We start from the raw sequence: 15,307 nt of genomic DNA on the forward strand, positions 1-15,307 counted from the left end.
ACACAGATTGATAGGTCTATATTGTTAAAGAGCTTGCTTTGCGAGAAGTTTTTCTCTCAAAGCGGAGGTGCATTCTAACGAGATAATTGAGAGTGTCAAACACTTTTTTCAATTTTATTTTTCGTAGAAGCTTTCACCTCTCCGACCCTGCTGAAGCCTTATCGCGTCTGCCGTGTCGGTGGATGCGCATTATAGGGAACTCAGATCCGTTCGCAACCCTTTTTTTGAAAAAAAATGGAAAAAAATGACTGTTCGATGACTATTTCATCAAAAAAGCAAAAAAGAGGGTAAAAAAACCCTCTTTTTCTGCCTTAAAAGCCGTATTTAAATGAATGCGTACGCGTCTGCGAACATACGTTCGCTCTTCGCTTTCTTGTTCTGAGTGAACTGTTCACGTGCTGCGCCAGCCATTTCAAAACGACCTGCAATATAGATATCGTAGTTTTCTAAGCTTTCGAAATCTTCAGCTACAGCTTGTAGCACGTTACCAACTTTACCTTGCCAGTCTGCAGGAGCTTCTTCTACTACTGGCACAAAGTGAACATTGGCAAACTTGTCGGCAATCTCGACCAGTTCGTCTTTAGCATAAAGCTGGCAGTTATCGCGCGCCCCCCAATATAAATAGATAGGATTGGTTTTATTCTGCGCTACGCAGTGATCCAGAATCGAGCGAACGTAACTGAAGCCTGTACCACCAGCAATTAATAATAATGGGCGTTCGCTTTCTTCTTGAACCCAAGCATCGCCATGTGGCGCATCAATTTCAATCTGACCATCAGTTTCAAGCGCCGCTTGCATTGCTTCGACAACTTCTTGTGCATAAGCGTTGTGTTCCGCCGCACCGATGTGCAGTTCAAGTTCACCTTCATGACGACAAGGGCTGCTTGCGATAGAGAAAGGACGTTTGTCTTTTTCACCCATCACCACCATTAGGTACTGACCCGCTTTAAAAGGCACTGGTGATTCTGGATGAAGAAGGATTTGGTAAGTATTACAAGCTAACGGCTGAATAGACTTTACTTTACATTGGATGGTCATGGTGTTCCTCTCGCTTACTCGTCAAAAGTAAGCACTAAATTACTTTCTGTATAGGCTTGGCAAGGGAATATCCAACCTTGCTGTTGCTCTTTTTCGGTTAGCATAGGTTCGAGGTGATAGCTCACCTCGCCCGTTAGCTTTTTACACATGCACATGGCGCAAGCGCCAACTTGGCAACGGTGTGGGAAGCGAATATTGTTGTTGAGCGCAGCTTCCAACACCGTCTCCCCTTCTTTTACTTGGAATGTAACGTCCATTGGTAGAAGGTGGACTTGATGACTCATAGAATACCTAACTGGTCCCAAATCTCATCGACTTTAGCCACAAGTTTAGGATCTTTTTTGATAGGCGTACCCCACTCGCGCGTGACTTCAGATTCGAACTTGTTGGTCGCATCCAGTCCTAATTGGGATGAACTCTCAGTCTTACCAAGCACTTGAATCGTGTCTCTATCTGGGTCCATTCGAGTTGTCACCGCCCAAATGATGTCATTCCAATCTCGTGCATTAACGTCATCGTCGCACAAAATGATGAATTTGTTATCCGTGTACTGAGCAAAGAAGCCCCATAGATGTTCCATCAATTCTTGGGATTGACCAGCTTGGTCTTTCTTCATAGTCACGACAGCAAATTGGTTGTTTGCTGTAACTGGAAGATAGACGTCAACAATCTCAGGGCGTTGCTGTTTCAACTCATTCAGTTCTGCTTCGGTAATCGCTTTGCTGTCTCGCTCAGTGACCTCGGTTCGCGTCGCCAGCTCGGCATCCCATTTAATGGTCGCATCCAAGCCCATTTTGGAGCCAAGCCCAACCACTGGTGAAGCAAAGTCGAGCGAGTCGATTGGCGTGTTATCTATCATCAAGGTATCACGTACAGGATCCATATGCTCTGACATGGCTTTCACGACATCATTCCAATCTCGTGCGTTTACCGATTCATCGCACACAATAACAAACTTGGTATACATAAATTGACGTAAGAAAGACCACACGCCCATCATTACGCGCTTGGCATGTCCTGGGTACTGCTTCTTCATGGTGACGACGGCCATTCGGTACGAACAACCTTCTGGCGGAAGATAGAAGTCTTCAATCTCTGGGAATTGCTTTTGCAGAATAGGCACAAACACTTCGTTTAATGCCACACCCAATACAGCTGGTTCATCTGGCGGACGACCTGTGTAGGTGCTGTGATAAATAGGGTCTTTACGCATAGTAATGTGCGTAATAGTAAATACGTGGTGCTTTTCTTTTTCGTTATAGTAGCCAGTGTGGTCACCGTAAGGACCTTCATCAGCAAACTCGTTCGGGTCGATATAGCCTTCCATCACGATTTCCGCGCTCGCTGGCACTTCCAAATCGTTGCTGACTGACTTCACGACTTCCGTTTTGCTTCCACGTAGCAAACCTGCAAATGCGTATTCCGATAGCGTATCTGGCACTGGTGTTACTGCACCAAGAATGGTTGCTGGGTCTGCACCAAACGCGACCGAAACTGGGAAAGGTTTACCAGGGTTGGTTTCCATCCAATCGCGCAGATCAAGCGCACCACCACGATGGGCTAACCAACGCATGATGATTTTGTTCTTGGCAATTTTCTGCTGACGGTAAATGCCTAGGTTCTGACGTTTCTTACTTGGACCTTTGGTTACGGTTAAGCCCCAAGTAAGCAGCGGCGCTACATCTTCTGCCCAGCAGCTCATTACCGGAATTTTATCCAAGTCGACTTCATCACCTTGCCAAACAATGTCTTGGCATGGTGCTTTACGTAAACGCTTAGCCGGCATGTTCAATACTTGTTTGAACACAGGCAGTTTTTCTAAAGCGTCTTTGAAGCCTTTTGGTGGCTCAGGTTCTTTTAAATAAGCCAGCAGCTTACCGACTTCTCTTAATTCTTTAACATCTTCACGTCCCATACCGATTGCGACACGCTCTGGTGTACCAAACAGGTTAGTCAAAACAGGTACGTCGTAGCCGATTGGGTTCTCAAACAACAGCGCAGGTCCACCAGCACGCAAGGTGCGGTCGCTGATTTCTGTCATTTCATAAGCGGGATCGACAGGGTGAGTGATGCGTTTAAGTCGACCTTTCTGTTCTAGGTGGTCGATAAATTCGCGTAAATCCTTAAAACTCATAGGCCTTCATGCTGGCTGATTAAACTGTCCGCAGTATAACAAATAGGAGGACTCTAAGATCCTCCTATTTTGTGTGGGTATGTGAGCAAGATTACTTTAATACTTGTTCAATCTGCCGAGTCTTTATCTGATGGTTCGAAGATACTAACTCTTCCAACCAGGTTTGATGCCCTTGTTGAGCAAGCTCTCGAGCAACCATGGTTGCTTCTTCTGATAACGCCATTTTTCTAACTAGAAACTGCTTTACTTGCGGAGATAGAGGATTAGATTTTGTAAGTAGACTAATAGCTTCTGGCTTGAGTGATGGGTTAACTGTGGCATTCATCAATTGCTGAATGGAAAAAACGTCTCCAACCGCAGCTAAACGCTCAAGTTCGGACTGGCTGTTGTAATCAGCTTTCATCCGCCAGAGTAAGTTGTACACTTCCTCATCCTGACTAACTTGTGCCAACCTGACTATCACGGCCGTCGATGGTAACCAACTAGTCACATTTGCTTTGGTTAACTGGGCCGTTAATGCAGCAAGTGCATTGGGTGATAAGCTGTCTAACTCTCGAATCAAAAGCGCTTCACGTGCTTGAGCTTGTTGAGATGGCCCTGTAAGCCATTGCTTTAAGTTAAGCTCTCTTCGTTCAGCTTGTAAGACAAAGTCCAAGGTACTTTGGTCTTGTTTCCAACGCTTAATCAAGCGACTCGCAATAACGGGAAAGTTAAAAGCGGGTACACTAAATTCATACCCATCACCTCGCTCTAACACTTGATAAGTCGGGGTCATACGGATCTGGGACTCAACAAACAGAGCCATTCGAGGCGTGAGAATCACATCTTGCTTTTCAAGCTTTTCCAATAATTGAAAGCGCACCACCTCTTGTTGAGGCAAAGCAAGTCTATCAAGGGCAAATTTAAGCGAGTCGACTTCATCTCTGACAGCGTAATCAAGCAGTTCAGAGACTTTAGCCTGTATTTGAGTATCCTGAAGCCACTGCTCTACTACAGACTCATGCATTTCCTTGGCAGATAATGTCGCAGGTAGAGTGATAAGTGACAAGCTCAGGAGTAATGACGACAACATTCCTTGTTGCATGTTAACCTCCCGATAACATTTCCTTCATTCTGATACTTCTATCGGGAGAAAGCAATAAAAAAGCCACCGATATACGGTGGCTTTTCGCAGAATAACTTATCTGAGACTATTGACGACGCATCGCATCGAAGAACTCATCGTTGGTCTTCGTCATCGCTAGCTTATCGATTAGGAATTCCATTGCGTCGATTTCGCCCATTGGGTGAACGATCTTACGCAGAATCCACATCTTCTGTAGTTCGTCAGTCTTCGTCAGTAGCTCTTCACGACGTGTACCTGAGCGGTTGAAGTCAATCGCAGGGAATACACGCTTCTCAGCAATCTTACGGTTCAAGTGCAGTTCCATGTTACCTGTACCCTTGAACTCTTCGTAGATAACTTCATCCATTTTAGAACCAGTATCTACTAGTGCCGTTGCGATGATAGTTAGGCTGCCGCCTTCTTCTACGTTACGTGCAGCACCGAAGAAACGCTTAGGACGATGTAATGCGTTTGCATCCACACCACCTGTTAGTACTTTACCTGATGAAGGCACTACGGTGTTGTAAGCACGAGCTAGGCGAGTGATAGAGTCAAGCAAGATAACCACGTCTTTCTTATGTTCAACAAGACGTTTTGCCTTCTCGATTACCATTTCCGCTACTTGTACGTGACGAGATGCTGGCTCATCGAAAGTCGACGCAACCACTTCACCTTTAACTAGGCGCTGCATCTCAGTTACTTCTTCTGGACGTTCGTCGATAAGAAGAACCATCAACTCACACTCTGGGTGGTTGTACGCGATGCTTTGCGCGATGTTTTGCAGAAGCATTGTTTTACCCGCTTTAGGCGGAGCAACAATCAGACCACGTTGACCTTTACCGATTGGCGATGCCAAGTCTAAAACACGTGCTGTAATGTCTTCTGTTGAACCGTTACCACGCTCCATCACCATGCGCTCATTCGCATGTAGAGGGGTAAGGTTTTCAAATAGGATCTTGTTACGGGCGTTGTCTGGTTTATCGTCGTTAACGGTATTGACTTTTAGAAGGGCAAAATAACGTTCACCGTCTTTTGGTGGACGAATTTTACCAGCGATAGAGTCACCAGTACGTAGGTTAAAGCGACGAATCTGACTTGGTGATACGTAGATATCGTCCGGACCCGCAAGGTATGAACTATCTGCACTGCGTAGGAAACCAAAGCCGTCTTGCAGAATTTCCAGAACCCCATCGCCAAAGATGTCTTCGCCGCCTTTCGCGTGCGCTTTTAAAATCGCGAAGATGATGTCTTGTTTTCTTAAGCGAGCTAGGTTCTCTAATCCTAAGCTTTCGCCCAGTTTTACAAGGTCAGACACAGGTCTGTTCTTCAGTTCGGTAAGGTTCATGGTGGTGGATTCTTGTTTAGTCAAAATAAGATCTGTTTTCTAGTTAAGATGGATTTGGTCTCAGGATCGACCAAGAAGAGAAATTTGTTCAATTAACGCGCGATAAGTTAGCACTAATTAGTATTCTAGTCCAGAGTTAGAAAAACAAAACCGTGCATTGTAACTTTGCACGGTTTTATCTGTAATCACTTGGTGATTATAAGTTTGCGTCTAGGAACTCTTTCAGTTGAGTTTTAGACAGAGCACCTACTTTCGTTGCCGCTACGTTACCATCTTTAAATAGTAATAGCGTTGGAATGCCGCGAATACCAAACTTAGGTGGTGTACCTGCGTTATGGTCGATGTTTAGTTTACCGATAGTGAGTTTGCCTTCGTACTCGTCTGCGATTTCGTCCAAAATAGGAGCGATCATTTTACAAGGACCACACCATTCTGCCCAAAAATCCACTAGAACCGGGCCTGCAGCGTTGATTACATCGTTTTCAAAACCGTCATCAGTTAGCTGCAAAATCTTATCACTCATCTTCCACTCCAATGTGTTTTTCGAAACTGGTTGGATGATAACCAGTAATTAGATGCCCTATTGGAATGTATTTACTTTCGTATTGCAAGCTTTAGCTGATATTCTATAGCCATGAAAAAGACGCATATCACAGAGCAAAAGTTCGCCGATTTGGGCTTAAAGCCCCAAGTTATTGAAGGATTGGACAAAAAAGGGTTCGAATTTTGTACCCCTATCCAAGCCTTGGCGTTGCCGGTCCTGCTCACCGGCCAAGACATCGCAGGCCAGGCCCAAACGGGTACTGGTAAAACGCTCGCGTTTCTTACTGCTACGTTCAACCACCTTCTGACGACTCCGGAACATGAAGGTCGTAAGCCTACACAGCCACGCGCAATTATTATGGCGCCAACACGTGAGCTCGCTATTCAGATTTACAATGATGCAGAATCATTAACTGAAAGCACAGGTCTAAAAACCGCTCTAGCTTACGGTGGTGAAAGCTACGACAAGCAACTTGCGAAACTGCAAGACGGCGTAGATATTCTGATCGGAACAACAGGCCGTATCATCGATTTCTACAAACAGCGCGTATTTAACCTCAACAACATTCAAGCTGTTGTTCTGGACGAAGCCGACCGCATGTTCGATCTTGGCTTTATTAAAGACATTCGCTTCTTGTTCCGTCGTATGCCTGAGCCAAAAGAGCGTTTGAACATGCTGTTCTCAGCTACGCTCTCTTACCGCGTTCAAGAACTGGCATTCGAACACATGAATACTCCTGAGCATGTCGTTGTCGAACCAGAACAAAAAACTGGCCACCGCATTCAGGAAGAGCTTTTCTATCCTTCTAATGAAGACAAAATGGCGCTGCTTCAAACACTAATTGAAGAAGAGTGGCCAGATCGCGCTATCATTTTTGCCAATACCAAGCATAAGTGTGAATCGGTTTGGGGTCATTTGGCTGCCGATGGACACCGTGTAGGCCTTCTTACTGGCGATGTACCGCAGAAGAAGCGTGAGAAGATTCTTGAGCAATTCACCAAAGGTGATGTCGACATCTTAGTTGCAACTGACGTTGCAGCGCGTGGCCTGCATATTCCTCAGGTAACGCACGTTTTCAACTACGACCTTCCTGACGACTGTGAAGATTATGTTCACCGTATTGGCCGTACTGGCCGCGCTGGTGCGAGCGGTCATTCGATCAGTTTTGCTTGTGAAGAGTACGCGGTTAACCTACCAGCAATCGAAGAATACATTGAGCACACAATCCCAGTTTCAGAGTACGATTCGTCGGCACTGATTCAAGATCTACCGGCTCCGATTCGTATGCGTGCACCACGCAACCAACAGCGCCGCACGAATACTGGCGGTACCCGTTCTGGTTCTGGTAACCGTAAGCCGCAGGGACGTCGTCCACGCCAACCGCGTCAATCGGCCCCAAAACAATCGTAATAGGAAACTGAGTTCGTTTTATGAGTCAAGCAGGATCATCACCGCTATATGCCGCCATCGACCTCGGGTCGAACAGTTTTCACATGCTCGTTGTGCGTCACATCGATGGCAGCGTTCAAACAATGGCTAAAATTAAGCGCAAAGTTCGTCTAGCAGCGGGCTTAGATGAACATAATTCTCTTAGTATGGAAGCTATGCAGCGAGGATGGGACTGCTTAAGTCTATTTGCGGAACGCTTGCAGGACATTCCTAAACAAAACATTCGCATCGTCGGTACTGCAACATTACGTACCGCGACCAATGTAGATGTGTTTTTAGAAAAGGCTAACCAAATTCTAGGCCAGCCTATCGAAGTGATTGCTGGTGAAGAAGAAGCTGCCACTATCTATAAAGGTGTCGCTCACACCTCTGGCGGTAGTGGTCGTCGCCTTGTAGTCGATATCGGTGGAGCAAGTACCGAACTGATTATCGGGGAAGGTTTCGAAGCCAAAGCACTGACCAGCTTAAAAATGGGCTGCGTGACTTGGCTTGAAAACTTCTTTAAAGATCGCCAATTGAATGCTCGTAACTTTGACGCGGCAATTGAAGGAGCGAAACAGACCATCCAGCCGATTTTAGAACGTTATACAGAAATTGGTTGGGATGTGTGTGTTGGTGCATCAGGCACTGTTCAGGCATTGCAAGAGATAATGCTGGCGCAAGGCATGGACGAAGTAATCACTCACTCCAAACTCAAGCGTCTACAGAAGCAAGCCATGTTGGCCGACCATTTAGAAGAGCTCGATATTGAAGGCTTAACACTTGAGCGTGCATTAGTGTTCCCTAGTGGCCTCTCTATTTTGATTGCCGTTTTTGAATTGCTTGAAATCGATGCTATGACACTGGCTGGCGGCGCACTACGCGAAGGCTTAGTGTATGAGATGGTTGAAGAGCTTCGTCAAGAAGACATTCGTGCCCGCACTATCGCTAGCGTACAAAATCGTTATCAGCTCGATCACCAATACGGTGAACAAGTCGCTAGTCTGGCACACACGCTTTTACAGCAAGCTGGGGGCGATGAGTGGATTACAGAGCCTCAGGGCAAGATATTACTCGAGACCGCCGCAAAACTGCATGAAATTGGCTTAACTATCGATTTCAAAAAAGGCGGAGAGCATAGTGCTTACTTGCTGCAGAATTTGGATCTGCCTGGTTACACGCGCGCGCAGAAGTTCTTTATTGGTGAAGTGGCTCGTCGCTATCGCGAACAACTCACTTCTTTACCTGAGCAGCATGCATTATCAGGCTCGAGTGCAAAACGAGTATTGAGATTGTTGCGTCTTGCGGTTCTGCTCAGCCATCGTCGCAATCCTGATCTAGAGCCAAATGTGACTCTAACGGTTGAAGGCGACAATCTAACGTTACACATTGATGCGCAATGGCTAGAGAAAAACCCACTGACTGCGGCTGAGTTGGAAATTGAATCCAACCGTCAGACAGACATCGGCTGGCCATTAAATATCGTAGCAAAATAAGCGAATATCACTGCCTTACAATACTAAAGCCCAGGCGTTCGCTTGGGCTTTTTTGCTTCTACTTCCCCTACAAAACGTGCTGCCCAGCAAAAATCTCAGCTTCTCCGCTCTACATCGAAAAACAGCCATGCTTTATTGATAAACACAATTTCGCCAACCAAGATGCACCATCATGAAAACCGTTTTAATGACTGGCTTAACTGGCACCCTCGCCCCAAAAGTCGCTCATCAGTTTCACCTACGCGGCTGGAACATATTGGAGTGGAATCACCACCAAATCCCGCCGGATGATCTACAGCAAAGTGAACAATTTTGGCAGCAACACCACATCAATGCGGTGTGCCATATGGCGATGGGAAGTGAAGAGTGGGCAGCGTGGCTTGGTGAGCAATGCAAACGCCATAATATTCCTTACCTCTTTGTCAGCACAGCAATGGTATTTGATGCCACAAAAAACGGGCCTTATGGCATCTTTGAAGAAAGAAACACCCAAGATGATTACGGCAAATACAAAGTTCGTTGTGAAGATGCAATCTGGCAAGCAAATCCAGATGCGATGGTTGCTCGAATTGGTTGGCAGCTCCATCACCAAGCAGAAGGCAATAACATGTTGGCGCATCTCGACCGCCAATATGAAGAGTACGGCGTTATTACCGCTAGCACAGCTTGGTATCCCGCGACTTCTCATATGGACGATACTGCACTCGCCTTTTTGCAGCTTATTGAGCGGAACGAAGCCGGTTTATACCATCTTGATAGCAACTTAAAGGATAAGTGGAATTTCTACGAACTCGTTTGTGCACTCAAGCAGCATTACAACAAGCCATGGCAAGTGCTGCCAAGCAATGATTATCACCATGACCAACGTCTAACAGATGAACGAATTGCCTTGCCGCCATTGGGTGAACGTTTCAACAAGCCAGAGCAAATCAAACAAGCTGGCATCATAGGCATCAACTGGGGACGCACGCACATTCCCCACTATCGAAACAATGGTGTATCGGTCACAACGTTATGCGCCAACCAAATAGAACCGCTTCAGCAAGCGTGCAGTGAGGAAGCAATCCTAAAGGCAGAAACGAACATCAGTGCACTCAAACAACTCGATGTCGTGACCATCGCGACACCTGCGCATACTCATGCAGAGATCATAAAGACGTTAGGTTCAACCAAGCTGATTTGTGAAAAGCCATTGGTGGGATTGAATTCCGACATCACTCACTGGCAGCAACCGAACGCCAACCTATTGGTTAATTACGCCTTTGCTCAGCTAGAGACCGCCAAGACGATAGAGAAGTGGCTCGCCTCGCAAACCCAACCTTGTGTGGTCAATCTAGTCACCCAAGTTAATCTACCAGGCACCTTCACGCTCAAAGAGTGGTTTCTTGAGACAGCTAGCCACCCTATTTCTTGGTTGCTGCATTGCTTCGGAGACTACTCTCAATCAACACTGGTTGAGGAAAACGGCCAACTGATCGTTGAGCTGCAATGTGACGACCACCAGCTAAGGTTTGTATTTGAACTAACAGGTGAACCGGGCATCGAGCACAATCTAACGATTCAATCCAACCAGACCTTAACCAGCAAAGGCTACTACCGTGTCGGAGAAAAATGGCGTTTCGAGCCCATTCTCTTTAATGGCAACGCGATAAATGATGGAGAGTACAGCGAGTCTGATTGCTGGCAGGACGCCAATCAACGCAGTGTCGGTTTGATGTTGGCGATGTTCAATCAAAGCATCAGCTGGGATAACGGCCTGCAACTTGGCGCCTTCGATGCGCAAAAAGCCATTTTGATTGAGAAGATGCTCTGTTAGCCATTTCACCAGCGAGCTTCCTCTACGTGCCGTACCTTCGATTAAAAGGTCTCACTCGGGACCTTTTTTACTGCTCATTTTTACCTTCGTACAGCTCAGGGAGCTTTTGGACACCCATGATCTAATTGCTCCCCACGCTGTACAAAACCCTCTAAATCCCAGTAAGCAGGTACAAAAAAGCCGCTTGATTTAAGCAAGCGGCTTTCGGGGTTCCCACTGATATTAAGACTGAACGCTTGTCGTCACCTTAAAGTCAGGGTTCACCGCAGTCAGCTTCTTAATTAGGTAATTCAGTAATACGCCGTACATCGGAACGAACAAACCAAGACTGATAATTAGTTTGAAGCCGTAATCCACCAGCGCGATTTCCGTCCAATGCTCTGCCATAAATGGATCTGGGCTTTGATAGAACGCAATGGCGAAGAAAGCGATGGTATCAAGTGCATTACCGAAAAGCGTTGAACACGTTGGTGCCACCCACCATTGCTTCATTTGACGTAGGCGGTTGAACACGTGCACATCCATGATCTGACCAAGTAGGTACGCCATGAAGCTAGCAATCGCGATACGAGCAACGAATAAGTTAAATTCCCCTAGGTGACCAAAACCTTGGAATTGACCTTCGAAGAACACCACCGATAAGAAGTAAGACACTGCCAAAGCAGGCAACATCACTAAGAAGATGATCTTACGCGCCAACTGAGCACCGAAAATACGCACAGTTAAGTCAGTCGCTAGGAATATAAATGGGAAAGTGAATGCGCCCCAAGTGGTATGGAAACCGAAAATAGTAAACGGTAGCTGAACTAGGTAATTGCTAGATGCAATAATGACTAGGTGGAATAGAACCAGATAGATAAGGGCGTTGCGCTGCTGCGCAGGGGTAAAGTTACTCATGCGATACCTTTTTAGTTTGGTTTGGGGGTGAGGGAACCCAAATCGAGTCACTGAATAAAGTGGCTCTTACCAACAATGTAAAATGAAAAATAAACTGGCTTGGCTCATTCTGAGCGAAGCGGTGGGCGATTATACATTAACCACTTTTCGCCGCAAGTCGTCTGTTTGACGCAAACGTTTAAGCATAAAAAAGGGTGTTTCATGTGAAACACCCTTTCAAGAAAAATTCTATTTTTAGAAACCGCGCTGGAACAATCCTGCAAGATAATCCAACTCTTCCCTGCTCTCTTCAATCGCTAACGCTTCAAACCAAATCGCTTCGCTGTAATGCTCTGCTTTCATAAACAGTCGGCAACCTTCAAAGTCGATCAGCCAAGAGTGAATGTCCGCATCCCATTGCTTTTCCACCACAGTAGCGGAAAGCAAGCCGACTAAACGCTCACCTAAGGCAGGAAAACTATCAAGGTCAAAGCTCGGCGCAGTAATGATTAAGCGCCCTTCTTGTGCCATGTAGTCCGCTAAGCCAAATTCCTTTTGCATCTTGGTTCCTTATCCGTGGTGAGTAATGTGTTCTTGAATCAAATCAAGGAATGGATCGGCGTACTTCTCTAGTTTGCGTTGACCAACACCGCTCACTGCCAGCATTTCGCCGTAAGACGTTGGCAGAATTTCCGCCATATCAATCAGAGTCGCGTCACTGAAGACCACGTATGGTGGCAAACCATCTTCATCAGCAATCGACTTACGCAACTTGCGTAACTTAGCAAACAGCTTTTTGTCGTAGTTCTTGCTGGTCAGTTTATCTGACTTCGCCGCACGTGCTGCGGTGTCTAAACGTGGAACCGCTAACTCCAGAGTCACATCGCCACGCAACAACGGACGCGCCTCTTCGGTAAGTTGCAACGTTGAGTTACGAGTGATGTTTTGGAACAGCAGCCCTTTGTGGATTAACTGACGGAAAATACTCACCCAGTAATCGTGGCTATGATCGCGCCCTATCGCGTAAGTAGAAATCTTATCGTGCCCATTTTCACGTACACGAATGTTTTGCATGCCACGTAGCACTTCTACCACGTAGCCCATACCAAAGCTCTGATTAACACGGTACACACAAGACAACGCCTTACGCGCTTCTTCCGTGGCATCAAAGTGTTTCGGTGGATCTAAGCAAATATCGCAGTTGCCACATGGCTTCTCACGATACTCACCAAAGTAATTCAATAGTACCTGACGACGACAAGTCTGCGCCTCAGCAAAGGCACTCATCGCATTCAGTTTGTGGGTTTCCACCTGCTTCTGTGGACCATCGTCTTTCTCATCCAACATACGGCGCAGCCAACTGATGTCCGCTGGGTCATACAACATCATCGCTTCCGCAGGCAAACCATCACGCCCTGCACGACCGGTTTCCTGATAGTAGGACTCGATATTACGCGGGATATCAAAGTGAACCACAAAGCGCACGTTTGGTTTGTTGATACCCATACCGAATGCGACGGTAGCCACTACAATTTGGATGTCATCACGTTGGAAAGCTTCTTGAACGTAAGCGCGCTCATCAGCATCCATACCTGCGTGATAACCAGCAGCACGAATGTGGTTGTTGCACAGCTTCTCGGTCACCATCTCAACTTTCTTCCGGCTACCACAATAGATGATGCCGCAATTCCCCTTTTGGGTTTCAAGATAACGAACGATTTGCGAAACCGGCTTGTGCTTCTCAACTAAGTTGTAGCGAATGTTAGGACGGTCGAAGCTGCCTAGGTAAACCTCTGGATTATTCAGTTGCAGACGTTCAAGAATATCTCGGCGCGTTGCGTCATCTGCGGTCGCCGTCAGCGCCATAAATGGCACATGGGAAAACTGCTGCTTAAGTTGACCAAGCGCGGCATATTCTGGACGGAAGTCGTGTCCCCACTGGGAAATACAGTGCGCTTCATCAACGGCAATCATCGATAACGGCAGGTTTTCCAAACGTTCAATGAAGTCACGCATTAATACGCGTTCTGGCGAGACGTACACCAACTTAAGATGACCAGTGTGCATGCGGTTATACACGCTGAGCAGCTCTTCACGAGGCATGGTCGAGTTAATGCATTCAGCCGCTACACCGTTGGCTTTAAGCTGGTCCACTTGGTCTTTCATCAGCGAGATAAGCGGAGAAATCACCAAAGTAATACCAGAGCGAACCAAAGCAGGGATTTGATAACACAGCGACTTACCGCCACCAGTAGGCAGGATAACTAAGCTGTCGCGACCTTCTACCGCAGCATCAATCACCAACTGCTGACCATCACGGAACTCTTGGTAACCAAACACATCCTCCAACACACGTTGAGGCGTTACAGGCGAATCAGATTGTTCGGCTAACAAGGTCGAGGTCATGAAAAGTCTCAGATTGGGTCTTAAAAAAGAGGTGCTTATGCATACCACTGGCACACAAAGTGAGGGCACATTGTAATGGGGTTTCATGGTGAATAAAACCGCAAATTGTTAGGTGTTTCGCATCACGACTCGTATACTGATTTTCTGCTCTATAAAACACACAATTAGGTGACACTTCATGACACCAGAAGACGAACAACAACGCGCGCGGCAAGGTATCTTGCTAGCGATTGGTGCGTATACCATGTGGGGCATTGCGCCGATGTACTTTAAGTCCATCGCACAAGTATCTCCTTTGGAAATTCTAAGCCACCGAGTGATATGGTCTTTCTTTTTGCTTGCTGCACTCCTCCATTTTGGCCGTCACTGGCGCTCGGCTTACCACATCGCGAAAGACAAAACGAAAATCGCTTACCTGATCGCAAGTTCCATGCTAATTGGCGGCAATTGGTTGATTTTCATTTGGGCGGTAAACTCGAATCATATGCTCGACGCCAGCTTAGGTTATTACATTAACCCACTGATCAACGTCTTACTTGGGATGGTATTTTTGGGAGAGAGACTGCGTAAATTACAGTGGTTCGCGGTTGTATTGGCAGGTTGTGGCGTACTCGTTCAACTGATTGTATTTGGCTCCGTACCTGTTGTTGCGATGGCGTTAGCAATGAGCTTCGGCTTTTATGGCTTATTAAGAAAGAAAGTCAGTGTCGATGCAAAAACTGGCTTGTTTATCGAGACATTACTTCTGCTGCCGGTGGCCGCTGTTTATTTGCTTTTTATTGCCGATACACCAACCTCAAATATGTTTACGAATCCACTTACGTTAAATAGTTTGTTGATCGCAGCTGGGGTTATAACAACCCTGCCACTGCTGTGCTTTACGGGTGCAGCAACAAGACTCAAATTATCGACTTTGGGCTTTTTCCAATATATAGGCCCAAGCTTAATGTTTTTACTTGCAGTATTGATGTATGGCGAACCCTTTACCATGGATAAAGCGATCACTTTCGTCTTTATTTGGGGAGCACTAGTCGTGTTTAGCTTTGATGGATTACGTAATAACCGTCGCTCACGCCGAATCGTTCAGCCACAGTGATCGTTTTTTACAAGACAAGTTAG

The 15,307-nt window shown here is 46.4% G+C and carries 13 protein-coding genes; 4 read left to right on the forward strand and 9 right to left on the reverse strand.

Translation table 11 applies throughout. The annotated features are described in order from the left end of the window. Positions 1 to 324: 324 nt before the first annotated feature. From fre to trxA, 6 genes are all read right to left on the reverse strand, one after another. Positions 325 to 1,038 carry an NAD(P)H-flavin reductase gene (gene fre, locus R7F67_RS22055; protein ID WP_005382872.1) on the reverse strand — a complete coding sequence of 238 codons (714 nt, stop codon included), beginning with the start codon at positions 1,036 to 1,038 and terminating at the stop codon, positions 325 to 327. A 14-nt stretch (positions 1,039 to 1,052) separates the two neighbouring features. Beyond that, positions 1,053 to 1,322: a 2Fe-2S iron-sulfur cluster-binding protein gene (locus tag R7F67_RS22060; RefSeq protein WP_009696789.1), complete on the reverse strand. Its 270-nt coding sequence runs from the start codon at positions 1,320 to 1,322 to the stop codon at positions 1,053 to 1,055. Beyond that, positions 1,319 to 3,172 carry a 4-hydroxy-3-polyprenylbenzoate decarboxylase gene (ubiD, locus tag R7F67_RS22065; protein ID WP_054577388.1) on the reverse strand — a complete coding sequence of 618 codons (1,854 nt, stop codon included), beginning with the start codon at positions 3,170 to 3,172 and terminating at the stop codon, positions 1,319 to 1,321. Before ubiD ends, R7F67_RS22060 begins: the two co-directional genes overlap by 4 nt. Positions 3,173 to 3,263: 91 nt before the next feature. Next, positions 3,264 to 4,256: a hypothetical protein gene (locus R7F67_RS22070; protein WP_017821790.1), complete on the reverse strand. Its 993-nt coding sequence runs from the start codon at positions 4,254 to 4,256 to the stop codon at positions 3,264 to 3,266. A gap of 106 nt (positions 4,257 to 4,362) precedes the next feature. Further along, positions 4,363 to 5,622 carry a transcription termination factor Rho gene (gene rho, locus R7F67_RS22075; RefSeq protein WP_005378757.1) on the reverse strand — a complete coding sequence of 420 codons (1,260 nt, stop codon included), beginning with the start codon at positions 5,620 to 5,622 and terminating at the stop codon, positions 4,363 to 4,365. A gap of 196 nt (positions 5,623 to 5,818) precedes the next feature. Further along, the gene (gene trxA, locus R7F67_RS22080; RefSeq protein ID WP_004745500.1) at positions 5,819 to 6,145 is read right to left on the reverse strand and encodes a thioredoxin TrxA; all 327 of its coding nucleotides are present in this window, start codon (positions 6,143 to 6,145) and stop codon (positions 5,819 to 5,821) included. Between the two features lie 111 nt (positions 6,146 to 6,256). Between trxA and rhlB the strand changes: the two genes are divergently transcribed. The 3 genes from rhlB (at position 6,257) to R7F67_RS22095 (ending at position 10,906) form a co-directional block, all read left to right on the forward strand. Continuing rightward, entirely contained in the window at positions 6,257 to 7,576 is a 1,320-nt protein-coding gene (rhlB, locus tag R7F67_RS22085; protein WP_005378764.1) for an ATP-dependent RNA helicase RhlB, read from the forward strand. Positions 7,577 to 7,596: 20 nt separating this feature from the next. Then, positions 7,597 to 9,090, forward strand: a complete 1,494-nt coding sequence (gppA, locus tag R7F67_RS22090) for a guanosine-5'-triphosphate,3'-diphosphate diphosphatase (protein ID WP_238855095.1) — start codon at positions 7,597 to 7,599, stop codon at positions 9,088 to 9,090. A 172-nt stretch (positions 9,091 to 9,262) separates the two neighbouring features. Beyond that, the gene (locus tag R7F67_RS22095) at positions 9,263 to 10,906 is read left to right on the forward strand and encodes a sugar nucleotide-binding protein (protein WP_318057378.1); all 1,644 of its coding nucleotides are present in this window, start codon (positions 9,263 to 9,265) and stop codon (positions 10,904 to 10,906) included. Positions 10,907 to 11,128: 222 nt separating this feature from the next. Here R7F67_RS22095 and R7F67_RS22100 read toward each other — a convergent pair whose 3' ends face one another. The 3 genes from R7F67_RS22100 to recQ all read right to left on the reverse strand — a co-directional run bounded on the left by R7F67_RS22100 (position 11,129) and on the right by recQ (position 14,188). After that, positions 11,129 to 11,803: a 7-cyano-7-deazaguanine/7-aminomethyl-7-deazaguanine transporter gene (locus tag R7F67_RS22100; RefSeq protein ID WP_005378770.1), complete on the reverse strand. Its 675-nt coding sequence runs from the start codon at positions 11,801 to 11,803 to the stop codon at positions 11,129 to 11,131. Between the two features lie 234 nt (positions 11,804 to 12,037). Next, positions 12,038 to 12,343, reverse strand: a complete 306-nt coding sequence (locus tag R7F67_RS22105) for a DUF3630 family protein (RefSeq protein WP_005378772.1) — start codon at positions 12,341 to 12,343, stop codon at positions 12,038 to 12,040. A 9-nt stretch (positions 12,344 to 12,352) separates the two neighbouring features. Continuing rightward, a complete protein-coding gene (gene recQ, locus R7F67_RS22110) occupies positions 12,353 to 14,188 on the reverse strand; it encodes an ATP-dependent DNA helicase RecQ (RefSeq protein WP_005451195.1) in 1,836 nt (611 codons plus the stop codon). 178 nt (positions 14,189 to 14,366) lie between these two features. Here recQ and rarD point away from each other — a divergent pair, with 178 nt between their 5' ends. Then, on the forward strand, positions 14,367 to 15,284 hold the full coding sequence (gene rarD, locus R7F67_RS22115; RefSeq protein ID WP_047102542.1) for an EamA family transporter RarD: 918 nt from the start codon (positions 14,367 to 14,369) through the stop codon (positions 15,282 to 15,284). The last annotated feature ends 23 nt before the right edge of the window (positions 15,285 to 15,307 follow it).

This window comes from Vibrio sp. YT-17 (assembly GCF_033337375.1).
Classification (GTDB): Bacteria; Pseudomonadota; Gammaproteobacteria; order Enterobacterales; family Vibrionaceae; genus Vibrio; species Vibrio alginolyticus.

Bases quoted from the DNA above. Each gene is read 5' to 3' on its own strand.
- R7F67_RS22095 (WP_318057378.1), top strand. From the start codon at position 9,263: ATGAAAACCGTTTTAATGACTGGCTTAACTGGCACCCTCGCCCCAAAA.
- trxA (WP_004745500.1), bottom strand. From the start codon at position 6,145: ATGAGTGATAAGATTTTGCAGCTAACTGATGACGGTTTTGAAAACGAT.
- gppA (WP_238855095.1), top strand. From the start codon at position 7,597: ATGAGTCAAGCAGGATCATCACCGCTATATGCCGCCATCGACCTCGGG.
- rhlB (WP_005378764.1), top strand. From the start codon at position 6,257: ATGAAAAAGACGCATATCACAGAGCAAAAGTTCGCCGATTTGGGCTTA.
- recQ (WP_005451195.1), bottom strand. From the start codon at position 14,188: ATGACCTCGACCTTGTTAGCCGAACAATCTGATTCGCCTGTAACGCCT.
- rarD (WP_047102542.1), top strand. From the start codon at position 14,367: ATGACACCAGAAGACGAACAACAACGCGCGCGGCAAGGTATCTTGCTA.
- R7F67_RS22060 (WP_009696789.1), bottom strand. From the start codon at position 1,322: ATGAGTCATCAAGTCCACCTTCTACCAATGGACGTTACATTCCAAGTA.
- R7F67_RS22070 (WP_017821790.1), bottom strand. From the start codon at position 4,256: ATGCAACAAGGAATGTTGTCGTCATTACTCCTGAGCTTGTCACTTATC.
- rho (WP_005378757.1), bottom strand. From the start codon at position 5,622: ATGAACCTTACCGAACTGAAGAACAGACCTGTGTCTGACCTTGTAAAA.
- R7F67_RS22105 (WP_005378772.1), bottom strand. From the start codon at position 12,343: ATGCAAAAGGAATTTGGCTTAGCGGACTACATGGCACAAGAAGGGCGC.
- ubiD (WP_054577388.1), bottom strand. From the start codon at position 3,172: ATGAGTTTTAAGGATTTACGCGAATTTATCGACCACCTAGAACAGAAA.
- R7F67_RS22100 (WP_005378770.1), bottom strand. From the start codon at position 11,803: ATGAGTAACTTTACCCCTGCGCAGCAGCGCAACGCCCTTATCTATCTG.
- fre (WP_005382872.1), bottom strand. From the start codon at position 1,038: ATGACCATCCAATGTAAAGTAAAGTCTATTCAGCCGTTAGCTTGTAAT.